The organism is Hyphomicrobium sulfonivorans, from assembly GCF_013306565.1.
GTDB lineage: Bacteria > Pseudomonadota > Alphaproteobacteria > Rhizobiales > Hyphomicrobiaceae > Hyphomicrobium_A > Hyphomicrobium_A sulfonivorans.
The window spans coordinates 1,010,556-1,036,653 of sequence record NZ_PZPO01000001.1; the positions used below are offsets into that span (position 1 = coordinate 1,010,556).

The 26,098-nt window shown below is 61.7% G+C and carries 22 protein-coding genes and 2 pseudogenes; 12 read left to right on the forward strand and 12 right to left on the reverse strand.

The window, feature by feature from the left end; all coding sequences use genetic code 11:
• Positions 1–11: 11 nt before the first annotated feature.
• Together C6Y62_RS04690 and C6Y62_RS04695 are read right to left on the reverse strand one after the other, a co-directional pair.
• On the reverse strand, positions 12–860 hold the full coding sequence (locus tag C6Y62_RS04690; RefSeq protein ID WP_173952947.1) for a TPM domain-containing protein: 849 nt from the start codon (positions 858–860) through the stop codon (positions 12–14).
• A gap of 24 nt (positions 861–884) precedes the next feature.
• Positions 885–1,520, reverse strand: coding sequence for a LemA family protein (locus C6Y62_RS04695; protein ID WP_068459567.1), 636 nt, complete (start codon positions 1,518–1,520; stop codon positions 885–887).
• A gap of 238 nt (positions 1,521–1,758) precedes the next feature.
• Between C6Y62_RS04695 and C6Y62_RS04700 the strand changes: the two genes are divergently transcribed.
• The 4 genes from C6Y62_RS04700 (at position 1,759) to folD (ending at position 4,421) form a co-directional block, all read left to right on the forward strand.
• Entirely contained in the window at positions 1,759–2,649 is an 891-nt protein-coding gene (locus tag C6Y62_RS04700) for a ParA family protein (protein ID WP_068459566.1), read from the forward strand.
• 213 nt (positions 2,650–2,862) lie between these two features.
• Positions 2,863–3,168, forward strand: coding sequence for a YggT family protein (locus C6Y62_RS04705; RefSeq protein WP_173952948.1), 306 nt, complete (start codon positions 2,863–2,865; stop codon positions 3,166–3,168).
• The gene (locus tag C6Y62_RS04710) at positions 3,165–3,491 is read left to right on the forward strand and encodes a DUF167 family protein (RefSeq protein ID WP_068459562.1); all 327 of its coding nucleotides are present in this window, start codon (positions 3,165–3,167) and stop codon (positions 3,489–3,491) included. The genes C6Y62_RS04705 and C6Y62_RS04710 overlap by 4 nt, the downstream gene beginning before the upstream one ends.
• A gap of 51 nt (positions 3,492–3,542) precedes the next feature.
• Entirely contained in the window at positions 3,543–4,421 is an 879-nt protein-coding gene (gene folD, locus C6Y62_RS04715; protein ID WP_173952949.1) for a bifunctional methylenetetrahydrofolate dehydrogenase/methenyltetrahydrofolate cyclohydrolase FolD, read from the forward strand.
• Positions 4,422–4,773: 352 nt separating this feature from the next.
• Here folD and C6Y62_RS04720 read toward each other — a convergent pair.
• Positions 4,774–5,670, reverse strand: a pseudogene (locus C6Y62_RS04720) (YifB family Mg chelatase-like AAA ATPase); the annotation flags it as partial.
• Positions 5,671–5,733: 63 nt separating this feature from the next.
• Between C6Y62_RS04720 and C6Y62_RS16705 the strand changes: the two are divergent.
• The 3 genes from C6Y62_RS16705 (at position 5,734) to C6Y62_RS04735 (ending at position 10,442) form a co-directional block, all read left to right on the forward strand.
• Entirely contained in the window at positions 5,734–7,275 is a 1,542-nt protein-coding gene (locus tag C6Y62_RS16705; RefSeq protein ID WP_173952951.1) for a recombinase family protein, read from the forward strand.
• Between the two features lie 787 nt (positions 7,276–8,062).
• On the forward strand, positions 8,063–8,236 hold the full coding sequence (locus tag C6Y62_RS04730) for a hypothetical protein (RefSeq protein WP_173952952.1): 174 nt from the start codon (positions 8,063–8,065) through the stop codon (positions 8,234–8,236).
• Between the two features lie 1,579 nt (positions 8,237–9,815).
• Positions 9,816–10,442: a recombinase family protein gene (locus C6Y62_RS04735; protein ID WP_173952953.1), complete on the forward strand. Its 627-nt coding sequence runs from the start codon at positions 9,816–9,818 to the stop codon at positions 10,440–10,442.
• A 108-nt stretch (positions 10,443–10,550) separates the two neighbouring features.
• Here C6Y62_RS04735 and C6Y62_RS04740 read toward each other — a convergent pair whose 3' ends face one another.
• From C6Y62_RS04740 to C6Y62_RS04760, 5 genes and pseudogenes are all read right to left on the reverse strand, one after another.
• Positions 10,551–10,964 (reverse strand): hypothetical protein, encoded by a 414-nt coding sequence (locus C6Y62_RS04740; RefSeq protein WP_173952954.1) that lies wholly within the window; start codon positions 10,962–10,964, stop codon positions 10,551–10,553.
• 90 nt (positions 10,965–11,054) lie between these two features.
• On the reverse strand, positions 11,055–11,843 hold the full coding sequence (locus C6Y62_RS04745) for an outer membrane protein (RefSeq protein ID WP_173952955.1): 789 nt from the start codon (positions 11,841–11,843) through the stop codon (positions 11,055–11,057).
• 219 nt (positions 11,844–12,062) lie between these two features.
• On the reverse strand, positions 12,063–12,320 hold the full coding sequence (locus tag C6Y62_RS04750) for a hypothetical protein (RefSeq protein WP_173952956.1): 258 nt from the start codon (positions 12,318–12,320) through the stop codon (positions 12,063–12,065).
• Between the two features lie 109 nt (positions 12,321–12,429).
• Positions 12,430–13,581 carry a hypothetical protein gene (locus tag C6Y62_RS04755; protein ID WP_173952957.1) on the reverse strand — a complete coding sequence of 384 codons (1,152 nt, stop codon included), beginning with the start codon at positions 13,579–13,581 and terminating at the stop codon, positions 12,430–12,432.
• A 63-nt stretch (positions 13,582–13,644) separates the two neighbouring features.
• Positions 13,645–14,289, reverse strand: a pseudogene (locus C6Y62_RS04760) (magnesium chelatase domain-containing protein); the annotation flags it as partial.
• Between the two features lie 187 nt (positions 14,290–14,476).
• Here C6Y62_RS04760 and C6Y62_RS04765 point away from each other — a divergent pair.
• Positions 14,477–14,746, forward strand: coding sequence for a hypothetical protein (locus C6Y62_RS04765; protein WP_173952959.1), 270 nt, complete (start codon positions 14,477–14,479; stop codon positions 14,744–14,746).
• Between the two features lie 137 nt (positions 14,747–14,883).
• Here the strand turns inward: C6Y62_RS04765 and C6Y62_RS04770 are convergent, their stop codons facing one another.
• From C6Y62_RS04770 to C6Y62_RS04780, 3 genes are read right to left on the reverse strand one after another with little or no spacing between them, the layout of a single operon-like run.
• Positions 14,884–15,684 carry a PP2C family protein-serine/threonine phosphatase gene (locus C6Y62_RS04770; protein ID WP_173952960.1) on the reverse strand — a complete coding sequence of 267 codons (801 nt, stop codon included), beginning with the start codon at positions 15,682–15,684 and terminating at the stop codon, positions 14,884–14,886.
• On the reverse strand, positions 15,684–16,550 hold the full coding sequence (locus tag C6Y62_RS04775; RefSeq protein WP_173952961.1) for an FHA domain-containing protein: 867 nt from the start codon (positions 16,548–16,550) through the stop codon (positions 15,684–15,686). The genes C6Y62_RS04770 and C6Y62_RS04775 overlap by 1 nt, the downstream gene beginning before the upstream one ends.
• A gap of 60 nt (positions 16,551–16,610) precedes the next feature.
• A complete protein-coding gene (locus tag C6Y62_RS04780) occupies positions 16,611–17,186 on the reverse strand; it encodes an FHA domain-containing protein (RefSeq protein WP_173952962.1) in 576 nt (191 codons plus the stop codon).
• Positions 17,187–17,542: 356 nt separating this feature from the next.
• Between C6Y62_RS04780 and C6Y62_RS04785 the strand changes: the two genes are divergently transcribed.
• From C6Y62_RS04785 to C6Y62_RS04800, 4 genes are all read left to right on the forward strand, one after another.
• Positions 17,543–20,182, forward strand: coding sequence for a serine/threonine-protein kinase (locus tag C6Y62_RS04785; RefSeq protein WP_173952963.1), 2,640 nt, complete (start codon positions 17,543–17,545; stop codon positions 20,180–20,182).
• Between the two features lie 164 nt (positions 20,183–20,346).
• Complete coding sequence (locus C6Y62_RS04790) at positions 20,347–21,744, forward strand: cytochrome ubiquinol oxidase subunit I (protein WP_173952964.1); 1,398 nt, start codon at positions 20,347–20,349, stop codon at positions 21,742–21,744.
• A 3-nt stretch (positions 21,745–21,747) separates the two neighbouring features.
• Positions 21,748–22,761, forward strand: a complete 1,014-nt coding sequence (cydB, locus tag C6Y62_RS04795) for a cytochrome d ubiquinol oxidase subunit II (RefSeq protein ID WP_173952965.1) — start codon at positions 21,748–21,750, stop codon at positions 22,759–22,761.
• 155 nt (positions 22,762–22,916) lie between these two features.
• The gene (locus C6Y62_RS04800) at positions 22,917–24,542 is read left to right on the forward strand and encodes a thermonuclease family protein (protein WP_173952966.1); all 1,626 of its coding nucleotides are present in this window, start codon (positions 22,917–22,919) and stop codon (positions 24,540–24,542) included.
• Between the two features lie 409 nt (positions 24,543–24,951).
• Here C6Y62_RS04800 and C6Y62_RS04805 read toward each other — a convergent pair whose 3' ends face one another.
• Positions 24,952–25,791, reverse strand: coding sequence for a hypothetical protein (locus C6Y62_RS04805; RefSeq protein ID WP_173952967.1), 840 nt, complete (start codon positions 25,789–25,791; stop codon positions 24,952–24,954).
• Positions 25,792–26,098: the final 307 nt, after the last annotated feature.

The window sequence follows — 26,098 nt, forward strand, 5'->3', positions numbered from 1 at the left end:
GCCGTTGTCCATCACCAGCTTCCCGACGACCCGCCGCCGCCAAATCCGCCACCGCCGCCGGACCATCCGCCGCCACCGCCGCCGCCGGGCCAGCCACCACCCCAGCCTCCGTAGTTGCCGGGGATCACGATTGGGCCGCGCGCTGCTCGCCGCCGTTGACCGGCCACAGCCTGCGGAGAGGTATTGATGGACTGCACGACCGCGAAAATGACGAACAGCGTGATGCCCAGCCAGAACATGATCAGAATGATCGACCACATGTCGAGATCGTCGGCGGTGCGGGCCGCGCGTGCGCGTTCTTTCACCGCTTCGGCGTCGCCCAGCAACACGTCTTTTATATCGCGCACGCCGGCTTCGATGCCGCCCGCGAAGTTGCCCTGGCGGAACTGAGGCAGAATGGCGTTGTGCACGATCAGGCTGGACATTGCGTCCGTCATGGTCGGCTCAAGGCCGCGCCCAACTTCGATGCGCACCTTGCGCTCGTTGGGCGCAACGATCAGCAGCACGCCGTTGTCTTTGTCCTTCTGGCCGATGCCCCAGTTGCGGCCAAGCTGATAGCCGTAATCCTCAATGGCATAACCCTGCAGCGAGTTGAGGGTAACGACCGCCACCTGATCGGTTGAAATCTCCTCAAGCTCGGTCAGTTGCGCGTCGATGTCGGCGCGCTGCTGCGGCGTCAGCAGGTTCGCTTCATCGACGATGCGACCTGTGAGTGCGGGGAAGGTGGGCGCCGCCCATGTAACGCCAGCGCTTGCCAGCAGCAGCGCGCACGCGACGGCGCACACTAACGCTGGCCATGTCACCATAGCCGGGCGTTGCGCCGCCCGGCTCAACGGCGAAGCGCTTGCGGCCGCGTGCATTGCGCGTCTCCTCAAGGGCGCCGGTTACTGCTTGGTGCCGGTGCCGAAATCGACCTTCGGAGCCTTCATCTCTTCAGCCGGGATGTCGAACGTCGCCATTTCCTTAGCCGACGGATACATCACAGCGCGCCAGATGCGGCCGGGGAAGGTTGTGATCTCGGTGTTGTAGGCCCGGACAGACTGAATGTAATCGCGCCGCGCGATGGCGATGCGGTTTTCCGTGCCTTCGATCTGGCTTTGCAGCGCCAGGAAGTTCTGGCCCGACTTGATATCAGGATAGCGCTCAACGACAGCCATCAGGCGCCCGAGTGCACCACCGAGCTGGTTCTGCGCATCCTGGAATTTCTGCATCGCTTCCGGGTTGGTGAGGATGTCAGCCGGGATGTTGATCTGAGCCTGCGTGGCTTTTGCGCGCGCTTCGACAACATCGGTAAGAACCGTGCGCTCCTGATCGGCGAAGCCCTTCACGGTTTCAACCAGGTTCGGGATCAGATCGGCGCGCCGCTTGTACTGATTGAGCACCTCGGACCAAGCTGCCTTGGCGTCCTGCTCGTACGTCGGGATGGTGTTAATGCCGCACCCGGCCAGCATGAGAGTCACGGTGGCGACGAGAATGGCGGTGAGTGGGCGGGGCAGTGAAAGCGTCGGCGCGTGAGCCATGGCTGGGCCTCTTGGAGGTATCCGGGGCGGTCAATCTCACCTTTCAACCGTTAAAGGCGACAGAAAGGTGACAGATGCTCTGGTTGCAAGGTTTATCGGCCGCTATTTCTGACGGGCAATTTGTGTGCGTTGTGGCCCGTTCCCATGGCTGCCATATTCAGCGGCCATTGATAACGTCGGCCACGGCCTCCAGCTGGGGACTATCCCGCGTGGCGCATTTTGAGGAAGTCCGTCTGGTATGCGCAATTCCATTGCAGTGATGAACACCAAGGGCGGCGTCGGCAAGTCGACGCTGGTTCTGGCGCTGGCTGAGACCATCTCGGCCTATCACGGCAAGAACGTGCTGGTGATCGACAGCGATGCGCAGGCCAGCGTGTCGAGCATGCTCATGTCGGTGTCGAGCCTCTACAAGCTGCAGAGCGACGGCGCGACGATCGTCGATTACCTGCACGCCCGCGTGCTGAAGGGGCAGGTGATTGATTGGCCGAAGTACATCGTGCGCAATGTATCGGATGTCGATGATGCGCGTTCGCTGTTCCTGCTGCCAAGCGATATGCAACTCACGTTGCTGGAGCGCGAAGTCTCGAAGGAAAATCTGCACGGGCGGCTGCGCGAGGTCATCGGCGAATTGCTGAATGGCGTGCGCCGCGTGTTCGACATCGTGTTGATCGATTGCCCGCCGGGGCTTTCCGTTCTGACGGAGTGCTGGCTACGCGAAGCGGATTTTCATGTTTCGCCTACCAAGGCCGATTACGTGTCGGTGTGCGGGCTTGAGGTATTCCGGCGCTTCAAGGCGCTGAATCCGGAAATGGGTTTCGCCGAAAATCTAGGCGTTATCGTCAACCTCAAGGAAGCAACGTCTCCTTCCGATGAGGAATATCACCGCTGGCTGGAGTCCAATCCGGACAACGCGTGTTTCACGCAGGCCATACCGCGCATGTCAGCGCTGCAGGATGCTGCAAATTTCCAAAGTTACGAGCGCAGCTACTTCGCGAAATATCCGGGCCAGGTGGGTTCGGCAGTGCGCGCTCTGACGGAAGAGGTGCTGGCACGTCTGGCGCAGCGCACCGGAGCGGCCAGCGAGACGCCACCACCGCCGCCGCAGCACGCCTCCGTAGCCAACGCTTGAGCCGGGTCGCGGCCGGTGTGACTTGGTCGATGCTGCGCCGGCTGCAACTAGTCGCTCCTGCAACACGGCCGCGTCCGACCTCTCTGATGCTGCCGATGTTTGCGTTTTGAAGGAGCAGCTTTCAGCGTCCGCTCACCGCGTACAGTCCATGTGGCTTGCCCGTTGCCCCCGACCAAGGTTAAACGTGGCGCTGCAGCACGGGAGCGCAGCACGATGTTACTTCTCCGCCTGATCGATTTTGCCGGCTACCTCGTCCAGCTTTACGTCTATGTCGTTATCGCCAGCGTTATCTTGAGCTGGCTGATGGCCTTTGGCGTCGTCAATCCATACAACAATACCGTTCGTGCCATCTGGCAGGGCCTCAACGCGGTCACCGAGCCGCTGCTGCGTCCGATCCGCAATTTGCTGCCGAACCTCGGCGGCCTGGATCTGTCGCCGGTGATTCTGCTGCTGGGCTGCTTCTTTGTGCAGAGCGTAGTGCTTGGCACGCTGCGGGATCTGGTTATCGCGGGCGGATGAGCTCGGCCGAACAACCGTGGCGGGCAGGGGATGGGTGCGTCATCGTGCGCGTGCGCCTGACCCCTAAATCCTCGATAGAAAGCGTTGATGGCGTCATCCCAAGCGCGGAAGGGGTGGCGTTTGCCGCGCGCGTGCGTGCGGTTCCCGCCGAGGGGGAAGCCAACGCGGCGGTTGAAAAACTCATTGCCCGCTGGCTGGAAGTGCCCAAAAGCACTGTACGCGTGACTGGCGGGGCAAAATCCCGCATCAAGTCGCTCACCATCAGCGGGGAAACGGATCGCCTGGAGCAGCGGCTTAGGGCAAAACTCGCGCCCAGCCGCTGAGGACGCGTCTTAGCGCGGGGCCAATCACCAATCCGAGGGAGGATTTTTTTCATGGCTGCATTCGTTATCGACGGCAAGGTTATTGCCGCCAAGGTTCGCGCTGATGTCGCCGCCGACGTGGCGCGCCTCAAGGAGCAGCACGGTTTCGTGCCGGGCCTGGCGGTGGTTCTGGTGGGTGAAGACCCGGCCAGCAAGGTCTATGTGCGCAACAAGGCGCAGCAGACCGTCGAGTGCGGCATGCAGTCGTTCGAGTTCAAGCTGGCTGAGGATACGCCCGAGGAAGAGGTGCTGGAGCTGGTTCGCAAGCTCAACGCCGACCCGGCCGTCAACGGCATTCTGGTGCAGATGCCGCTGCCGAAGCACATGGATTCCAACAAGGTTCTGGAACTGATCGATCCGCTGAAGGACGTCGACGGCTTCCATCCGATGAACGTTGGCCGCCTGTCGATCGGTGAGCGCGCGCTGGCGCCCTGCACGCCGGTCGGTTCGGTGATCCTTGCTCGCAGCTTCAAGGACGATCTGTCCGGTCTCAACGCTGTCGTCGTTGGCCGTTCGAACATCGTCGGCAAGCCGATGGCGCAGCTGCTGCTGCGTGAAAACTGCACCGTCACCATCGCGCACTCGCGCACCAAGGATCTGCCGGACGTCGTGCGCGCAGCCGATCTGGTCGTGGCCGCGATCGGCAAGCCGGAGTTCGTCAAGGGCGACTGGATCAAGCCGGGCGCCATCGTGATCGACGTCGGCATCAACCGCGTGCTGAAGGAAGACGGCAAGGGCAAGATCGTCGGCGACGTCGAATATGCGGCGGCTGCGCAGGTTGCTGGCGCCATCACGCCGGTTCCGGGCGGCGTTGGTCCGATGACCATCGCGTGCCTGCTGAAGAACACGGTCGAGGCAGCGCTGATGCAGCGCGGTCTGATGCGCGCTTGAGAGCATTCAGGTGATCGGGTGGGGGCATGAATACCGCCCCGCTCCGTAATCGCCGATAAAGTAATACCGAAGCGGCGGGCTGCGAAGTCCGCCGCTTTTTCGTGTGCGGGCTCGAGTTATGCCGGAGGTGGCGTTTCCTCTCGATCCGCACATGTAAAACCTTGCCGAGCGCCGCAACTGCGGGCGCGGTCATCGGAGTATCCGCGGCGAGCCTATGCCAGCGCCAGCTGCACGGTGCCTGACCAGCTCAAACGTGCCACACGATCCGCAGCGGCTACGCGTATGCAGACGCGCCGCCGTTGCGGCCCATGCTTGGCCTCAGGTTTCGTTTCCCCCGTGTCTCAGGCGCCAATCAAGCCGCGTGGGCGTGCTGCTGGCGCAAGGTTTCGCCGCGATAGCTCAGCGCTTCGGCAATGTGCACGCGGGCGACGGCCTCGGCGCCATCGAGATCGGCCAGCGTGCGCGCAACGCGCATGGTGCGGTGAAACCCGCGCGCGGTGAGCTGCAAGGTTTCCGCTGCCCGGCGCAAAAGTTCGGCCCCCTCGGCATCGGGGCGCGCAATATCTTCCAGCAGCCGGCCGGTGCAATCGGCGTTCGTGCGCAGGCCTTTGGCGCCGATGCTGTCAAAGCGAGCCTGTTGCAGAGCGCGGGCGCGCGCGACCCGGGCACCAACTTCGGCGCTGCCCTCCGATGGCGGTGGCAACAGCAGATCGGCCGCGCTGACGGCGGGCACTTCGATCTGCAAATCGATGCGGTCAAGCAAGGGGCCAGAGATACGGGCCTGATATTCGGCGGCACAGCGCGCGCCGCGTTTGCAGGTGCTGCCGGTTCCACCCCCGCATCGGCAAGGGTTCATCGCGGCGATAAGCTGAATGCGGGATGGGTAGTGGATGCGATGGTTGGCGCGGGCGATGATCGTTTCGCCCGTTTCGAGCGGTTGCCGCAGGGCGTCCAGCACTCCGGGCTGAAACTCCGGCAGTTCATCCAGAAACAGCACGCCCAGATGCGCGAGGCTGACCTCGCCAGGTCTTGGACGCGAGCCACCGCCGACGAGCGCGGCCATGCTGGCGGAATGGTGCGGAGCTCTGAACGGCCTTTGCGTTGCCAGCTTGCCGCCCATCAACTCGCCGGCGAGGCTGTGCACCATGGAGACTTCCAGCATCTCCTCCGGCGACAGCGGTGGCAGGATGGATGGCAGCCGCGCGGCCAGCATAGATTTGCCTGACCCGGGCGGGCCGGTCATCAGCATGATGTTTGCAATAGACCCTCGTTCAGATAAGCTGCCGCCGCGTGGAGAACTGAGGGGGCGAGGGTGGATAAGGCAAAGAAACCGAAGGCTTACTCCTACCTTCGCTTCTCTACGCCAGAGCAAGCGCATGGTGACAGCCGCCGCCGTCAATCCGAACTCGCCGCCCGCTATGCTGATGCCCACGGCTTAGAGTTGGATGACCGCTCGTTTGAAGACTTCGGCATTTCGGCATACCGAGGCAAGAATGCCGAAGTCGGGGCGCTACGCACCTTCCGGGAAGCTGCCGAAGACGGCCTGATCGAGCCGGGCTCCTTCCTGCTAGTTGAGAACCTTGACCGCCTCAGCCGGGCAACGCCGCGCAAGGCATTGAGACTTCTTGAAGAGATTTGCGAGGCGGGCATCACGCTCGTGACGCTCACTGACGGACGCCGCTACGATCTCAAAGCGCTTGACCAAGACTTCACGAGCCTGATGGTCGCTCTGCTGATGGCTTCGAGGGCACACGATGAGAGCCTGACGAAGGGGAAACGAGTTCGCGAAGCGTGGAGCAACAAGAGGAAGAACGCCGCAGAGCGGCCGCTAACCGCACGGTGTCCGGCATGGCTTCGACTAGATCGAACGACAAATCCGCCGCGCTGGGAAGTGCTCGAAGACCGCGCGAAGATTGTTCGTCGGGTCTTTGAAATGACCGCCAAGGGTATGGGGCAGCACCGCATCGCCCACATTTTCAATGAAGAGGGCGTCCCCACATTCGGAAGCGCCGCGTACTGGCATCGCACTTACGTCAAGAAGCTTCTGGAAAACGAAGCGGTTATCGGCATTTTCGTGCCGCACACGCAGACCTATGACGACAAGAAACGACGCGTCCGAACCGCTGGCGAGCCCGTGCCGGGCTACTTTCCGCCGATTGTTCCGCTCGACTTATACGAAGATGTTCGCGCCATGCGTCTTGAAGGTCGTTCGCATGTATCTACTAAGAGCGCGAGGCCGGTACACATGCTCGCCGGTTTAGCTCGCTGCGGCCTCTGCGGAGCCGCTATGACACGCGTTTACAAAGGCGCTAAAAACGGACAGCCGAAGCTCGTTTGCACCGTGGCGAAGGCGAAGGGAGGGTGTTCATATCAGACGGTGAGCGTCGATGCAGTGGAAGACGCCATCGCCGCCAGCGTTGACTTCGTGGTGTTGGGCGCTCCAAGCGGTGACGACCAACTTGATGCTGCGCTCGAACGCCTAGAGACGCTTCGGGATGCCGTGAGCGAGCAGATTTGGAACGTCGTGGACGCACTTGCGCTCAGCTCCGGCAGCCCCTCGCTAAGGGAGCGCTTGAGCCTCTTGGAGACCGAGCAAGAGCGGCTGACAAACGAGCACGACGCGCTGTTGACGAAGATCGCGGCCACATCCGGCGCAAGTGTTGAGCGACGGTTAGAAGCCGTTCGCGCCGCGATAGCCTCAGAGGGCGATAAGGCTGAAATAAACGCGCTGTTGCGGCAGGTTCTGAAGGGTGTTGTCGTGGACCGTGCAAGCGGCCGCTTACGTTTCCTTTGGAAGCACGGCGGCGAAAGCGAACTGATGTTTGCGTGGCCGGAAGACGGGGGAGGAGATTGACTTGGGGCATTGGGAGCAAGTGGGCGAAGCTAACCGGCGAGCGGGAGGTGAGCCTAAGCGCTTTGCAGGGCTGCGTAGGGTGATCGTCGGGGCTGCTATGGTGCTCGTGACGGGCATCTTGTGGGCGCTTTTGCTTTCGCCCCTAGTAAAGCTTTTGCGGCAATAAGTAGTTGGGGGGGGTGATGCCGTTGCATTGTCCCGTTGCCACGGGGCTTGTCATAGGTGCCCAAACATGGCCCGTACAGCGCCGTCCATGATCTTCCGGCGACTATGGTAGCCCTCAGCCCCCAAATCGGATGCAAAGGCCGCTCTTTGACCGCCGATCGGCATCCTAACGGGGCGACCGAAGGGCTGTTCATGGGAATGCTGGTGCTGGGCTGGTTAGGCTCGCATAACCACCCAAAGGCTGTACGGGTGGCGGTGAAGACCGGAGCGAGGAGGCGAGGCGGGGAACTCTTAGGGAGCATCTCAGGTGGCCTCAACGGAACCTATCGGTTCGGAGACCAATCCCTTAGGTGTTCACCTACGTGATAAGACGACGAAGATTAAACCTAACTACCATCCTAGGACCATGTTAGGTGCTCCTAAGTGGATACTTAGGTGATAACACCACCACCTGAAACCTAACTACCATCCTAGGATAACACCTAGGGTACACCTAAGGATAACCTAACTTATCTTAGGTGTATTGATATTATAACATGGGCTGTCAAGCCCCCTCCTAGCTAGGCTCGTTTTAGGTGATCGCGTGGTCGTGATGCACCTCAGTAAACAGCTATGGAGCTTCATGTCCTACCGTCGTCTCACCCGTACTCCCCGCATCCTCACGACCTACGACGACACCGACTTCATCCATGAACCTCAGATTGTCTACAACCTAGAAGTACCCGCAGACTTCGAGGTGATCGACACTGGATTGGTCGATGCCGAAGGCCACCGGTCGTCGCCCATCGCCTATTAGCCCCTCGTCTTTGGAGCGCTGTATTTCAATTGCGGCCTCGTCTTTGGCATAGCCCCGCGTTTCAATGCGCTTCAACCCAGCACAACGGAGACAATGCAGACTGAACAATTACCGACTAGACCCGAGACGACCTCAACACCCTTCACCGCACCTGAGCGGACCCTTGCACGGAAACCCCTGTTATCTTCGGACGACTTCCCCGGCGTTGTGCTGCAACTAGACGAGCGCCACCGCCTCATTGCCAGCGGTGTAGACGGCAGCCACGGAAGTTGCTGGGCGATCCAATATCGAGACGGCCCCGACCGATGGACCGGCCGGAAGTACCTCACTAGGGCCCGTTACGTTCCCCACGCAGTCCAGCAGCTCAAGCTTGGCAGGGCGGCATTGGAGACGGCGACGGCGTGGGCTGCAACTCCCGGCCTAGCTGGCGTGTAAACGCTGCCGATAGGTGCCGAAACAAGGCCCGTACAGCGGCATCTTGAGGAAGCTGGCTACCCATATAGCCGGAAGCACTCAATGGGCTCTGTGCGGGCTTACCGTAGGGCGTGTGAGGGGGCTGGGGTGAGACCCCGGATGTTTTGGCGCGGAAATCTGAGGTGGTATTTAGACTATCCCGCCGAAATAGTTTCCCCCCGCGCCGCCGTCCCGGCGCTCAATTCCTCCGGCAACGACCTCCGCAAATTCCATGACGACGTTGAGCGCGATCCTTCCGCAGCTCTGTCAGCTTGGTGTCGGTGCGGCGTGTCGTTGCCGTCGAGGTTCGGCAGGGGCCGGGGGCCCATCGCTAGGGCCTCCCAGATTACGTCGCAGCGGCAGCAACGCCCTTGCGGAGTGGACCTAGCTTCTCATTGTTGCCGACGACCGGGACTTCCATGGCTGTGCTGACACGGGCGATTGTGGCGTCTTCAACAGCCTCGTAATTGCACCCGTCCTTAATCTGTGACGCCGCGCAGATTGCTTCCGACATAGAAGCAAATCGGGACAAAGCAATGCCGCTGCCGCGTCGGGAAAGGCGCCAAGTCATTTCCAACTGCCTGTCAATTTAACGTCGCATAAACGTCCGCCGATAACGACAGCCGCAGAAACAAAAACAAACAAGCCTATCATCCACATCTCTACTGGAAACGCCATAGATTATCCTCCGTAATATGAAGAGGATATGGGGGCTGCCGAATGCCATTACAACGCAGCCCCCTACCGTTTCCGGTTGCCAATGTCTGGCGATGCCGCTCGCCTCAGCATCCGCGAGACGCCTTCACGCGGCCCGGTGATCGCCCCTTACAAGCCCTTCGACGCGTCTTTCAGGGCCGCGCCAGATGCTACGCAAGTCCACCGCCACCACATGCCGTCAACAGCGGGCCGATGCGGCTGACGCTGTGAATGCCTTCCGCTGCCAACATGCTGATGCGGACGACGACAACGACGCGGTGAATGTCCGGCGCGGCGGTGCTGCATAGCCTGACTTTTAGGGTATACCTTTACCGAACCGCGCTTAAAGGTGGTTCGATAATTGCCTTTGACAACCCATAACGAACCGATCATTATGAGACCACTCATAACGAACCGAGGGGTCTCATTCATGTTTGTTCGCGCTTATCTTCGCGCCTCCACGAAAGAGCAGGACGCCAGCCGCGCCCGTGCCGACCTAGAAGCCTTCGCCGCCGACCGTGGCTTGAAGATTGCGGCCACCTACGTGGAGAATGAAAGCGGTGCATCACTCCAACGTCCTGAGCTATTCAGGCTCTTGGCCGATAGCCGTCCCGGCGACGTGCTTTTAATTGAGCAGGTAGACCGCCTATCCCGCCTTAACGCCGCCGACTGGGAGCGTCTTCGCACTGAGATACGCCAACGCCAGATGAAGGTCGTCGCGCTCGATCTTCCGACCTCTTGGCAGCTCGCCGCAGCCCATGCCGACGACTTCACGGCCCGCATGGCGGAAGCCATCAACGGAATGCTTCTCGACATGCTCGCCGCGATAGCCCGCAAGGACTATGAAGACCGCCGCCGCCGACAGGCTCAAGGAATTGAGAAGGCCAAGGCCAACGGCGTCTATGCCGGTCGCCCCGAGGATACGAAGCGCAACGCCGCCATTCAGGGGATGCTTCAGGCTGGCCAGAGTTGGAGCAGTATCATCGACGCCACCGGGTGTTCGCGGTCAACGCTCGCACGGCTCTCTAGGAGGCTCGCGGAAGGTGATGGCGCGTAGCCTTAGAGCGCGTTGCTCGTGCCCCGTGAAGGGCACCGCTGAAATGCTGAAAGGGCGTCCGTTCAAGACGCCCTTTTCGTTTGCCGCCAACGCCGGTAACGGCTGGCGCTACAGCAGGTCATTGCGTTTGATGATCTCGCGGCGGTGGTGCCACGGCATCTTCCGGGCAGAGTGAGCGCCGTGCAAGCAACCCCCTTCACGCCCGTCAGAAGGCCCTAGCCGCCACGCTATAGGCCTTCCCGGTCGATCTGCCGTGCCCTGAAAGGTGATCCTCAGTTCGTATTCGCGTGACAGTGCGCGGCGAACCCACGGGGCTGCCTCGTTCCAATCAGCGAAGTCAAACTCAAGCCCGGCAAAGCTCGCCCGCACACCGATGGCATCGCTGTACAGGAATATGTCGAAGCCTTCGGGTGTCGCTGCACGGATATTGACGGTGACGCTATCGCCGTAGGCACCTGAAATGACTTGCTCAATAAGAAAACGGTCTGACGGCGCGGCTGTCAGCGCCACAATATGCTTCATGAAAATGGCTCCCGCTATCGTTTAGAACGCATGAAGCCAGCCCCGTTGTAAAGGGCTGGCCTGTTGCTTCCTGCGACGATGCCAAGAGGCTTACTTTAGCGAGACCGGATCGGCGTGACGGTCGCCGCCGAAGCGGTAGTTAACGCCGATGCGAACCGTGTCCACTTCGTGTTGAATGCGCGGGGCGCTCAACGCCTTGCCTGATGGCGTCACGCCAAGGTCGTAGCTCTGCGCGTCGAAGTCATAGCGCAGATACTCGGCGCGGATCGACCAGTTGTTGTCAATCGCAGCCTCGACGCCACCACCGTAAACCCAACCCGTCACCGTCTCATCGGCTTTGTTGCTGTAGGGTGAAAACCCGTTGGCCGCGTTACAGTGACCAGCGGCCACGGCTGCCGGATCGGGGCACGACTGACTAAAGCCGCTGCGGCCCCATGCCCAGCCAGCGGTTGCGTAGGGAAGGATACGGCCGAAGGAATAGCCAAGGCGTCCACGGATGCTGCCGAGGCCAGTAATCTCATGCGACTGCATGATGTAGTTACCGTCGCGTAGCCCTTGCTCCAAGTGAGCGAATGAATAGTCAGCTTCTACGCCGATCACGATGCTGGTGAGCTGGACGTTGTAGCCGATCTGGCCGCCGACGAGGCCGCCCTCCATATCAGGACGCGGCGGACCGCAGTGCTGGCCGGGACCGAATGCATTGGAGCAGGTGGCAGGTGGTGCAACGTAGGGATTTGCGCCGGGGAAGTCAGTATCCGCCCAGCTATAGCCGCCATGGGCACCGACATAAAGGCCCGACCAGTTATAGCCTTGAGCCACGGCGGGAGACGAGACGAGAACGGCCGCAACGGCGGCACCTAAAACGCGAATACGCAACATTACGCAACTCCAAATAAACGCACACTGCAACACTGGCTCTAATAGTCAGCCAGAGGAGGAAAGTTGCAACGTCAAACGCGACGTAGTTCTCAGGATGCGTCAAAGGTGTGACATTTATCGCACGAAGGGTGCTTGGTACGGCGGGCCGGAAGCCCGCACCGCAATTAAGCGATACGGGCCTCTTGTAGTCGTTAGGCTCGGCCGTTCGCCGTGCTCCGCTTAGCAGTACCGCGCGGCCTCAAGCGCCCATACGGCGGCCGGATAGAGGCCAGCCGCAGAGTGCGGTACGCCAAGCCGGGCAGCTTCCTCATGGGCGCGGGCAGTGATCTCAGCGAACGCCGCGTCTTCATCGGGGGCGAAGTCCATAGCACCGGCAGCATACAGCGCAACGAACTGCCGTGCTGTGATGGGCGATGTAAGAGCGGAGCACTTGGCAAAGTCTGCGGCAGTCGTGGCGTTGTCGAGATTGGTCAACATGGTCGTGTCCCCTTGGTTTGGTGGCCGGTGTGGCCGGATGAAACGTGAAGGCGTCCGTTTGCGCCTCAGTGTTTTTGTCGTCGGCGGTGACGAAGCGGCAGAAGCCGCATCACGCGACAAGACGAAGCTCGGTGCCCGTGGGTGCCGTGCTCAGCGCAATGACACCGGCAGCAGCGAGGGCGTGAAGCGTCCGGTTGAGTTCGCTGGTGGATGTTCCGAGCGCCTTAGCAAGACCTCGCTGGCCCGTGCGGATCGCCCCGCCGTGTTCCTTCAAGTGTTCCAGCAGGGTGTCTTTCAGTGCACCGGCAGGGGCACCGTCCGGCTGTGCCGATGATGCCTCGGAAACGGCCCTTTGCGCGGCGTCTTCGGCTGGGGCTGGTACAGTACCGAGCGGCGGAAGATCGGACGCAATAGCCTCAGCAGCGCCCTTGAGGGCCGTCCTAGAGACGCTGTCCGGGACACCTTTGGGACGGCTTGGAACGGGGTGCGTACCGCCCGCGAGAAGGACGGCGAACGATGAGCCAATCTCAAGGGCCAGCACCGGCACCAGTGCCAGCCAACGGGACAGCTCGGCGGCGTCGGCGTCAACGCCAAGCGCACCCAGGTACGTCACCAATGCAGCAGCGGCGGGATCGGCGTCGGTCGCTAGCGGTGCTGATGCAAGGTCGCTTTCGGCGGCTGCAAGGGCCGTCTGCAATTCCGTGCGGCGGGCCGTCGTCGCGGCTTCGGCGGTGAGCGCTGCAATCTCTCCGCAAACCTTCCGCGAGACCTTGCCGAACGCCTTGGAGCCAGTGTCGTCACATGGCGCAAGTCTCGGCGTCGTCTTGAGCCGCGCGATCTCCGCTTCAAGGGCCGCTATAGGGCGCGTTACGGGCAACGTAGCAAGTTCGTGACGGGCAGCGTCATAGCGAGCCTTGGCGGCGTCGGCGGCGATGGCAGCTTGTGAGCGTGTTGCGGAGGCATCGGCACGGGACGCCGCCATCAGCGATAGCTCGGCGGTCAGGCTGTAGGTGACGGCGACGACGCCGAGAACCGCAAGGGCCGCAGCACGGATCGGAGACCATGAGCGCAGAGCGGTGAACACGCCTTCAATCGCGAAAGGCTTCGCCGCTTCGAGCCCGATCGCCATGCAGACTGACAACGCGCCAATGACCGGGCCGTGATGATTGCCCGTGGTCCATGCGTAGAACGCACCGAAGCCAGCCGAAGCGGCGATGAGCGCGGCGGCTGATGCCGTGGTGGCAATGCGTTGAACCGTCATGGCTTCCCCCTAGAAGCGTCGGCGGCGACTTTTCACCGGCTCCCTGGGGTCCAATGTATTTCACATTAGCAGGTTGTGGCCGCCTGCTGCGGCGACCTCCAGCGCCCGCTTGGCGCTTTCCTGCCCCCGCACATCGGCCAGATCGGGCTGTAACGTCGTGGGCGAGCTTAGTGCTGGCTTCGGGCGTGCCAGCACCTGTTGGCCTTTGAAATGATTGACCAGCGAGAGAAGATGAGGGGCGGCGATGATGTCGATATCTTCTCCGGCCCAGGCGGCTTCCGGGCCGCATTCTGCGGGACAGATGAGGCCCTTGCGCATTGCATTGGCGCCGATCGCGGCAGGCAGAGCGCCGGGTACCGCCCGGATGGAGCCATCAAGCGCCAGTTCCCCGATGGCAGTGAAGCCGGCGATGGCCTCGGGTGATAAGGCGCCCATGGCCACCATCATCGCCAGCAGGATCGGCAGATCGAACTGGCTGCCTTCCTTAGGCAGATCGGCGGGCGCGAGGTTCACCGTGACGTGCTTGAAAGGCAGGCCAAGCCCTACGGCATGCAGCGCGTTGCGTACGCGCTCGGAACTTTCAGCTACCGCCTTGTCTGGCAGGCCGACGATGACCAGCGCGGCACGACCGGGCGTGATGCGCACCTGCACTTCCACGGCGCGCGCCTCGATACCAACGAATGCCAGCGTGGAAATATGCCCGTACATGCTGCCCCCGGTGCCGACCCAACTTCGCGGGGGCGGTCAGCGCCGCCGACGAAGTGTCAAGCCGATGCAACCTTAGCGTGGGGATGCCGGGCGTCAAGAACAATATGAGAACAAATTACCGGATGCTGGCGGTTGTGGTTGGCGGACCGCATCGGTCTTTCGCCACGCCGGCGAGGTATTCATTCCGTTGCGAGAGAGCCTTGCCTTCTTTGCCGGCGGCATCCTGAAAATCCATGCCGAACCAAAGGACGGGAATTACGAGCCCGGCAACACCAGCGGCGACATTCTGTGTTACCTTCCAGCCCTCTTCGGTAGCCAGATCGGTCATGCGCTGATTATTGGATTTGATCTCAGCAACGATCTGTTCTCAGTTCAGTTGCTGATCACTAACCTGAACGACCTGCACGAGTTCAGGTGCACGGCCTGCGCAACCCGCGATGACCACGGTAAGCACTAAAAGAACGTTGCCTCGCATTGGAATCTCCTCAAGCAACATCTGCGAGGTGACACCAATGAAATACTCTGGCTAGACATATCGGCACACGCGTTCAGTTGAAGCGTCTGTCGTCCACAACTTTCGCGCGGGGCGTCGCGCTAAACCGCTGCCACCAGCGGCCGCACCGCCATCACGGTTGTGTTGTCCTGATGCGGATCGCGAATGGCTTCCACGGCGCGGATCAGCGCATTGGCCACGGCCTCGGCCCCGTCATTGGCATAGGCGGCGACGATGCGTTCGATCTCTGGCACCTCAAGCGTGTGCAGCCCATCCGATGCCAGGATGACGTAGTCGCCCTCTTCCAGCAGCAGGGGTTTGCGCGATACATCGACGAGGTCGAGTTCGTCGCCCGTTACGGCGGAGCGCAACATGTGCCTGCGCGGGTCGCTTTTTGCCTGCTCCGGCGTCATCTGGCCTTCGGCGGCCATGCGGTCCAGTTCCGGGGCGAGCGAATGATCTTCATTCAGCAGCGCGATCTCGCCACGGCGATAAAGCAGCAGCGGGCTGTCGCCGACGCTGACCCACTCAACGCCCTCATGGGTGAAAACCGCCGCCACCAGAGTGGTGCCCATGCCCGAAAGTACCGGGTTGGCATCCACCTCAGCGGCAATGGAATCGTTGGCCGATTGCAGCGACTTTATCAGCCGATCGGAGCGCGATCCGTTGAGGTCGGTATAGGCGGCGATGAAATTCTTGCACGCCATGCGGCTGGCCAGCGCGCCAGCCGTGTGTCCGCCCATGCCATCCGCCAGCACCGCGATGAGACGCGTAGCGCTGGCGGTCAGCGGCAACTCTGCGCTTCCGGCGCCGCGTTTATCGGCGGGCCAGAAGGCGCTGGAGTCTTCCTGATAGTCGCGCGCACCCTTGGTTGCGCGAGCGGCATGATCGTAGGCCTGCATCAGTCCTTGGTATCATTGAGATCGGCCCAGTCAAACTCAGCGCCACAGAACGGCACGAAAACGAGCTGCGTGCGCCCGATCGTGATGACGTCCATCTGGTTAAGCTCTACTGCGCCGGTCGGGCGTTGGTCATTGATCGAGACGATATTGGTCTTGGCTAGGTTCGGCACGAACAGAAACGATCGTGTCGTGGAATCATAACGGATATAGGCCTGCTCTTCCGACGAAATTGCATCGTCGCCGAAATCGAGCGGTATGCGCTGGCTGCGAGCGCGGCCCATGGTGTTGTTGCCCTCGAAGATCGGCCGGAACGCGCCCATGCCGGCGCCGCCGACAACGACCAGCCAGCCAACGACGGGATCCTGCTCGAACTCGCCGCGCTGCACCTGTGCCTTGCCGCGTACAAGCTGGGTGCGGGGCGGTTGCGTGGTTTCGGCTGCATCAACTTTTGGGGGACCGCCGCGCACAACGCGCGTGGTGGGCGGGGTGGCGAATTCCACGTGGCGGTCAGCCTTCAGCGACGTCTGGGCTTTCACCGCGCGCGCGGCCTCGGCTGCGCTCGGGCCACTGCCGGCAGGCGCCGCAACAGCAGGTGTAGAAGCCGGATTTTGCGCGGCCAGTGTTTCGTCTTTGCTGCCGGAAGGCGAAGGAGAAGCCGCTGCCGCAATTGCTGGCGTGCCCGATCCTGAGACCGGAGCCGGGATTTGAGCCTGTACCTGCCGCAGCACCGCCGCATCGGCTTTCACCGTGACCGGAGCAGCTTCGGCAGAGCTTGTGTCGCGTTGGGTGTCGTCACGGCTCGCGGCAGCAAGAGCATCTTTCAGCGATCCGAGAAACCGTGCCGGCTTAACTCCCTGCTGTGACATCGTCGTTCTCCGTTGCGTCTGAGGCTTCGTTCAACGCGTTTCGTGGTCGCTGACAACCGATCAGGCCGGCTTCGCCGCAAATTTCAGTTTTGCTTCCCCGACAGCGATCGCGTCGCCCGGTTTCAACCGGGCTTCAGATACGCGCGCGCCGTTGACGAAAATGCCGTTACCTTCCTGGCCGGAAAGATCGGTGATCAGCACCGATCCGTCGGACGTGCGCCGCGCTGCTGCGTGATAGCGATGCACGGTTTTTTCCTGCAGGCAGATGTCGTTGTCGGCTTCGCGCCCGATGCGCACGAGGGTGCGGTCGATGGCGTAGTGCTTATCGCCGTGTTCAAGCCATGCCTGCGTTGGCCAGCTTGCGAGCCCGGTGCGTACGGTTACGGCGCGCGGCTTGGCATCGCCGCGTCGCGACGGACGCGAGATAACGATCGTTGCATCCGGCGATCTATGCTGACGGCGTAAAACTATTCCGGCGAGTGCAAGTGAGGGCAACACGACGATGGCGACCATCACCAGCATGAGTGCCGGTGCGCTGGCATAGCTGTCGGCAAGCCAATTCATGAAGTCGCTCCAGACGTTCGCAACGACGCCCGTGGCTGCGGCTGTGCTTGCATAAAGAAGATCGCGGAGCACGCTTGTTTCCGGCTTTCGTTTGTCGACCTGTGGGTCGAGTGATGACCGACGAGGCGTTGTTGCAGAGATGGCGACGGCAGTAAGCAACAACTACAGCGAGTATCGCGCGAGTGAAATTTTCGCCGAACTCAAACGCGTCAGGGCCTTCACCTCAAAACAAATCAAAGTGCACCGTCATGCCGCATGAGGGCGAGATGATGGCAACAACCCCGACGCGCAAGAAATGTTCCGATGAATATACATGCTCAAGTCTGCGCCACATTTGCCGGACATAAGTGTGTCGAAGGCGGTACGTCAATTTGACGAGCGACACAGCGCGTAGCATTTGAGGCGATGCGTCGACGCCACGGGGAGCTATGACGAATCTTATCGCGCTGCCTAGCGGAACGGTGCTGGTCGGCGATTACCGGATCGAGCGGGTGCTGGGTGCGGGTGGGTTTGGTATAACCTATCTTGCAACCGAGATTGCGCTCGCGCGTCTGGTGACAATCAAAGAATATTTTCCCAGCGATATCGCGGCGCGAGATGGCAACATTGAAGCTGTGCCGCGCTCGCGCGATTGCTCGGGCGACTACAAGTGGGGCCTCGACCGCTTCATTGAGGAAGCGCAGACGCTCGCCAAATTCGACCACACGAATATCGTGCGCGTGTATCGCTACTTCCGCGCGAACAATACCGGCTACATGGTCCTCCACTTCGAGGAGGGCAAAAGTCTCAAGGGGTGGCTGCAGAGCCTTGGGCGAGCGCCGCGTCAGAAAGAGCTGGATGCGATATTAGGTCCGCTGCTGGATGCGCTCGAGCTGATCCACAAATCGGATTTTCTGCATCGGGACATCGCGCCGGACAACATCATCATCCGCACGGCGGGCGATCCGGTGCTGATAGATTTTGGCTCGGCGCGCGGTGAGATTGCTTCGCATACCAAGACGGTGTCGGCGCTGGTGAAGCCGGGCTACAGCCCCTACGAGCAGTATGCTGAGACGAGCCACAAGCAAGGGCCGTGGACGGATATCTACGCGCTCGCCGGCACGCTCTATCACGCCATCACCGGCAAGCGTCCGCCCGATGCGCCATCGCGGATGGTGAAGGACGATCTGGTCCCGGCGCGGGAAGGTGCGCTCAGTTCCTACCGTGCGGGATTCCTGAAGGCGATCGACAAGGCGTTGACGCTGGCTGTCGAGAAGCGTCCGCAATCCATCGCTGCCTGGCGTCATGATCTATTTGTGCCGGATCCGACGCGCACAAGCTGGCTGGGTCGCACCGGCGGCCGGGGCAAGAACCGCAAGCAGGATGAAGCCATTGCTGCTGATGCGGCGGCACCAGCGGATCAAGCCGCGCAACCCGCACAGCCAGCCCGCGCGCATGCGGCCGCCGAGGTTGCTGCTCCGAAAGCGCTGGCGCCAAAATTGAAGGCGCAGAACGCCCCGGTGCGCAAACCGGTGGCGAAAGAAGCGCAGGTCAAGCCATTGCCCGCCGCAGATGTTGCTGAAGGAAAGACGGTGCTGGCCGCGACGGTGCCGCTGCCGCAGCCGGAACGCGCGCCAGTTGCAGTCGCCGCCGCGCCGGTTGCCGATGAGGCTTCGAAGCCGAAGGGCGGACTGCTCGATTTTCTTGAGGGCCTGCGCAAGAAGCAGCCCGACGATAAGGCGATGGCCGGCGCGGCGATCAAGGTAGCTCCAAAGCCGCAGCCGAAACCCAAGCCGGCAGCGCCGCTGTCGGTGGCTGAGTCCAAGCCCAAGCCCGCACCCGCACCTGCAGCGGTTGCGCAGCCGCCAGCGGCTCAGTCCGGCGTGGGACTGAAAAAGAAGTCACAGCAGAAAGCGCCGATTCCGAAGGATCATGCGCTGGTAGTTGTGAAGACGCCTTCGCGTCCCAAGCCACGCCGCATCAAGGGCAGTCGCCCAAGTCTGGTGCCGATGCTGTTCAAGCTGCTTGTCGGCGTTGGTGTCGCCAGTGCTGCAGTGGCGATGCAGGATCGTCTGCCGCAGTTTGAAAATCGCGGCTCGGCGGTAACGACTGGCATAACCACGGGCAGCACCACGGCCCCTCCGGCGCTGGAAGTTCAGTCGCATACGCAGCCCGCCAAGGCTGCAATCGTCACGCCAATTGCCGAAGTCGCTGCCCACAATGGCGCGATTACTGGCGCCGTGTTCACGGCGGACGGGCGACGCATTCTAACTGCGGGTGCCGATGGCACGATGAAGCTGTGGGATGCATCGCATCGTACGCTTGTCCGCACCATCGAACTCGATGACGGAGCCGCCACATCGCTGGCGCTCAACGGCGCGCGCGCGCTCACTGCACATGCCAACGGCAAGGTGGTGATGTGGGACATCGATACCGCCGCCAAGCTGGTGACGGTGCAGCGCAATGAGGCAAACGTCTGGGCGGTGAAGTTCGCCGGCGATGCCGATCGCTTTGCGGTCGCCAGTCACGATGGCGGAGTGGCATTGTGGGATGCGCGCCAGCCATCAGCACCGCTTGCTGTTCTGGACGGCCATGAGAACGCCGTGCAGGCGCTTGCGTTCTCGCCGCAGCAATTGCTGCTGGTGTCCGGCGGCGCCGACCGTGTTGTTCGGCTTTGGAATCTCGACACGCTCAGCTTGAAGCGTGCGTATCGTGGGGCGAGGGATTTTGTCACTGCGGCGGCTTTCTCGCGTAGCGGCAAGCTTATCGGGGCGGGAAGCCTGGATGGCCGCATACAGGTGTTGTCCACGCTGTCGCAGCGGCGGATGCGCGTGCTCAACGGACATCGCGGTCGGGTGAGCGACGTAGCGTTCTCTCTATCGGGTGACGAGCTGGTTTCCGCCGGCGAAGATGGCACTGTGCGGCTGTGGGATTTGAAGCGCGGGCGTATATTGCGCGCGCTGCCGGGGCATGTTGGCGGCGCGACAAAAGTTGTGTTCTCGCCCGATGGCCAGCAGCTCGCCTCGACGGGTGCTGATGGCCGGTTGCTCTTCTGGCAAATGCCACTCGCCGCGATCGCGCAGGAATAACTGCATTTTTCCAAACTCTTGCGTCGATTGCAGCATTGCAGAGCTGTCATAGCTACTGTGTACAACTATCCGTGCGCGTAGATGCCGCCTATGGCTCTCTCTCGACGCGACAGCCGAAGCGCGCCACAATAAGCCATCTGTCATTTTAGAGCGAAGCGGGTGCCATGGATTTAGATGCCGTTTTGCTGGCCCGTATCCAGTTCGCCTTCACGATAACGTTCCACATCATATTCCCGAGCTTCACGATCGGACTTGCGGCGTTCATCGCAACGCTGCTCGTGCGATGGCGACTGACGGGGCGGGAACACTTTCGATCGCTGGCGCGCTTCTGGACCAAGATTTTCGCCGTCTCGTTCGCGATGGGCGTCGTCTCCGGTATCGTGCTGTCCTACCAGTTCGGCACCAACTGGAGCAATTTCTCCGTGGTCGTTGGCAACGTGCTGGGGCCGTTGCTGGGCTATGAGGTGCTGACGGCGTTCTTCCTGGAAGCCACCTTCCTCGGCATCATGCTGTTCGGCTGGAACAGGGTTCCGCCCAACATCCATGTGCTGTCGGCAATTCTGGTGGCGGTGGGTACATCGCTTTCGGCGTTCTGGATTCTGTCCGCCAACAGCTGGATGCAGACGCCCACGGGCCATGAGATCCGCGACGGCATCGCCTACCCGGTTGACTGGATCGCGATCATCTTCAATCCCAGTTTCCCTTATCGCTTCGCGCATATGTTTACGGCTGCCTATCTCACCACGTCGCTGGTGGTGCTGGCTGTTGGCGCCCGTTATCTGGTGCAGGGCCGCTTCACTGAAGAAGCCAAGACGATGCTGCACATGGGACTGGGCATGGTTGCCATTCTGGCGCCGCTGCAGGTGTTCATCGGCGATCAGCACGGCCTCAACACGCTGGAACATCAGCCGGTAAAGGTGGCCGCTATCGAAGCGCACTGGGACGGTTCCAAGCCCGGCGGTCTCGTTCTTTTCGCGTGGCCAAACGAGAAAGAAGAGCGCAACGATTATGAGATCTCCATTCCAGGTGGCGCCAGCCTCATCCTGAAGCACAGCATGGATGGGTTGTTCCCGGGGCTGAAGGATTTCCCGCGCGAGGACCGCCCGCCGGTGCTGCCGGTGTTCCTGTCGTTCCGCGTGATGGTGGGCATGGGCATGCTGATGGTGGCGCTGGGGCTTATCGGGTCGTGGTTGTGGTTCCGCCGCACGCTTTATGACGCGCACTGGTATCTCAAGTATGCGCAATACGCCTGGCCGCTGGGCTTCATCGCCACGCTGGCCGGTTGGTACACCACGGAGGTGGGGCGTCAGCCTTGGATCGCGCAGGGCATACTGCGCACCAAGGATGCCGTGTCGCCGGTCGCGTTCGGGGCGGTGCTGACGACGCTGATCCTGTTCGTCATCGTCTACAGCATCGTGTTCGCGATGGGCATTTACTACATCAATCGCCTCATCAATTACGGGCCCAAGGGGGCAGCCACAGAGACTCCGGAAGGCGTGCCTTCACGGCCGCTGCAAGCTGCTGAACCCGCCGCGCATGACGCCATCGAGAAGGGGGCCTGAGCCATGGACGCGATCCACTATTGGCTTCCCGTGCTTTGGGCCGCCATCATCGGCGTTGCGGTTGTGCTTTACGTCATCCTCGACGGGTTCGACCTTGGCCTCGGCATCCTGTTCCCATTCACCCCGGAGGAAGAGCGCCGGGATGTGATGATGAACTCGGTCGCGCCGTTCTGGGATGGCAACGAGACTTGGCTGGTGCTGGGCGGCGGCGGCTTGTTCGTTGCCTTTCCGCTGGCCTATGCGGTGATCATGCCAGCGTTATATCTGCCGATCATCATCATGCTGCTGGGGCTCATTTTCCGCGGTGTCGCGTTTGAGTTCCGCTGGACCGCCAAGCCCAACCATCACTTCTGGGATCAGGCATTCGCCTATGGATCGATCACAGCGGCGTTCATGCAGGGCGTCGTCCTGGGCGGCTACCTGCAGGGCATCCACGTCGAGAATAACGCCTTCGCGGGCGGCACGTTCGACTGGTTCGCGCCGTTCCCGCTTTTCACCGGCGTCGCCCTGGTGATCGGTTATGCGCTGCTTGGCACCACCTGGCTGATCATGAAAACCGAAGGCGAGCTGGCGGTGAATGCGCGGCGCTGGTCAAAGTATCTGCTGCTGGCCGTGCTTGCGATCATGGTCATCGTCAGCCTGTGGACGCCGCTTGCGTTCGACCGCATCTCCGAGCGCTGGTTCACCTGGCCCAACATCCTCTACCTGTCGCCGGTGCCAATTCTCACTGCTCTGGCCGCGTTCGGATGCTGGTATGGCCTGAACAACGGCCGCGAGGTTATGCCGTTCCTGTCAGCCATCTCGCTGTTCCTGCTCGGCTTTGTTGGGCTGGCGATTTCCAACACGCCCTATCTGGTGCCCCCTTCTCTCACCTTCTGGGACACCGCGGCCGTGCCGGAATCGCAGATCTTCATGCTGGTGGGCGTGCTGATCATGCTGCCGCTCATCCTCGGCTACACGGTCTTCGTCTACTGGATGTTCCGCGGCAAGGTGCGCGAGGGCGAGGGCTATCACTGAGTTCGCCAGCACTGGGTTTTGACGGGTAATCGGCGGCGCGGGGCTTCAGGGTCCACGCGCCGCCATGATACCGTGCTGTCTCAAGGACATCTGGCGATTCGCTTAGCGCGCTTTGCGCACTTCGACTGATCGCGACTGACACCTTCGGAGAGCGCATGTTCCGCTGGCGTAGACGAAACGACGGCTTTGAATGGCGCCAATATGTGCGCACAACCATTCTTGTCCGCCGCAAGCAGCGGCGCGATCGCATCGCGGATGCGGGCAAGGCGGCCGTCGATAACATCAAAGCTGCGGGCCATAAGGGCGTTGCGGCGGGAGCCGATGGCATCAAGGCGGTCGGCAAAGGCGCTGTCCACATCGGGGCGCAGGGCGCCGACGTCGGGCTGGCAGGCGCAAAGGCGCTGGGGCGCGGCGCTGCCCATGCGGGGCAAAAGGGTGCGGTAGCGGGCGCAGAAGGCGCCAAGGTGCTGGGCCGGGCTGCAAGCAGTGCCGGACGGCAGGGTGTCTCGCTGGGTTCCGCAGGCTTGGCCGCGCTTGGAAGCGGCGCAAGGGCTCTGGGGCAGCGAGGCTACCGTCTATCGCGACGCGGAGCGCGTTCGATCAGTGCCGGAGCTGTCCGTGTCGGCGGCGGCGTGCGGACCGGCACTCCAATTGCCATTGAATATTTGCGCCGAGCAGGCGCCTGGCTGTTCGGCGCCATCGCCTATGCATGGGCTGTTACGCGCGCAGCTACGGGATTGATTGCCGATTGGCTGGCGCCAATGCTGGCCCCTGTCGGTGCGCTGTTGCGGATGCCGGGGCTGCGCACCGCGCTGCTCATAGGTGGCAGCGTTGCGCTGGCGGGCGGCGTAATCCGTGCCTTTGCCAACGGCATGGAAAGCGACACCTGGATTGCGCTGAGTGTCGGCATCGGCGTGCTGGCGATGGTGGCGCTGGCCGAACTGGCCGCCGGTGTTCCGGGCTGGCTGGCAACGCCGTTGCAGAAGGCAGGCTCCAGATCCGGCGAGGCCCTCGGCAGCTTTTTCACGCGTCCAGCGGTTCAGGCTGGAGCCATGGCGGGCTTGGTTCTGCTGGTTATTGGCGGTGGTGTTGCGGCATGGCGCGGCGATGGTGGCGAGAGCCAGATAACGACCGCCTCGACCGGAAAGCTGCGCACGGCTTCCATCCGGCGCGCATCGAGCGGCGAGGTGACAGGCAGAGCCGACGCGATAACCGGCGATATGCTTCGCGTCGGCTCTAAAGTCGTTCGTCTGGAGGGCATTGAAGCTCCGGTGCCGGGGCAGGTCTGCAAAACCGCTAACGGCCGGACGTGGCTTTGCGGCCGCACCGCGCGCCAGGTGCTCTCAGGCCTGTTGGCCAAGGGGCGCGTGACCTGCCAGCTCAGGGCTAGCTCCGACGAAGCGGCGCCCGGCACCTGCTACCTCGGCGATATGGACGTCGCGGGCCAGTTGGTTCGCGATGGCGCTGTATTTGCCCGTCAGGGCTTCTTTGCAACTTACGGACGCCACGAGCAGCAGGCGGAAGAGGCGAAGGCCGGTCTTTGGGCGGGCACTGCCGATCGGCCGTCTGAGTATCGCGATCAGAAATGGCAGGAAGCGACGAAAGCTGCGCCGGAAGGGTGCCCGATCAAGGGCAATGTAAGGCGCGGCCGGAAGGTCTACGTTCTGCCTTGGGCGCGCGGCTATGAGCGTTTCCGCGTAGTGCGCAGCCGGGGTGAGCGCTGGTTCTGCTCCGAGGAAGAGGCGCGTTCGGCCGGTTTCAGCCCGATCGAAGAGTCCTGACGCAATTTCTGAATGAATAGCGGAAAAGAGAAAGCCCGCGCTCCGGGGGAAGAGCGCGGGCTGCGATGCGTGACGCCACTTAGGGGGGACAGGTGGGAGGGCGCCACGTTCTGAGTATGAGAATAGCACGGGCCGTAGTTTAGAAAAGCTATTTCGTTTTCTGTTTCTTAGAGCAGTTAAAAAAAGACTTACAAACGGGCAATGTTTGCAGTTGCTCACTTCATTTTGCGCTGCAATAAGCCCAGCATTTTGGCCTTGAAACAGGCGTTCTTGAGCTTTCATAGCGCGCGAAGTTGATTTAGCCGCAGGGCGCGAACAGCGTTTGTCAGCCGCTTTCCCGAACATGCCGCCATTCTACTTTAGTCGAATGGCGAATTCTTTTTTCCAGGCTTGGAAAAGGCCGGCTTTGTTATTTCAGGCGGGCGATCTCTATACCGCTGAATTGCAAACTGGCTGCAGCCCCAACGGGCGGCGTCTGCCGATAACCCGCAGCCACTACCACATTGCTGATCTGGGTTGCGGCGTCGGTTCGCAGGCTCAGATTTGTATTCTCGGCTGCAAGCGTTCCATCGACCCACAGGCGCAGAATGCCGTCGTTCTTGCCGGCTGTATTCAGGACCGTTTCCAGCTCGATACGCAGCCAGCGATCAGTTGGGAGCGGTGCCGTGCCTGCAAGATGAAGCGTGTCGCCGTTCTCGTTGATGCTACGGACGATCGGAAAGCCCTGCCCATCCCATTGGGTCTGGATGGAGACGGCATCCTGCTTCGCCGTTTGCGCATCGTCCGGTGCCTCGACGCCCGGCAAAACGCCGCCGCGACCGAAATCAAACGTCTTTGGCAGGCGCAGATAGTAGGCGAGGCAGCTGGACGTGCCGATCCCGTCGACGAAGGGCGACCAGCGAAATTCGATGCCATTGGCGTTGGCCCCGCCCGCAGCCGACGCTTCCGGCGTTGAGCGCAATTCAACCTGCATCGCGTCCGGTAGAGGGCCGCCGTCGGCCGGCACGACCGATGCGTTTTCCAGCACGCCTATGTTGCGACCGCCGCCGGTACGGGCCTGCAACGCCATCGGGCTCAGAAGTTTGCCGTTAGCACCGTGCAGCGGAAAACGCATAGTCGCACTGGAGCGTTGGGAGCAGGGCGTAACGGTCGCGGTGTACGACATGTCGTACAGCACGTAGCCGACGATGACGGCCCCCAACAGTATTCCGCTGGCGTTGATGAGCAGGTCGAACGGCCGTTGGTGCATCCCGGTGTCCCCGACGCAAATGAAATGAGCTGCGTCCTTGCACTCCGATCCTCTATAGCGGGCACGTTAAATATCCATTCCCGCTGAATATCTGTGTAGCGCTTTATCCGTTTTGATTGCCGCCTGGCCGGTTTCAATGGCGCAGCGTTGGCACAGCTGAAGGTGCCCGCCGGCAGATAGGAAATCATGTCTTTTGGCCGTCAGGTTCTGTGCGCATGATCGTCACCACGGTTTTTTTGCAGCGCATAGTGCGGTAAAAATCTCAGTAGCAGCGATTTGTTCTTCTGCGTCTTCGCTAACGGGGGAT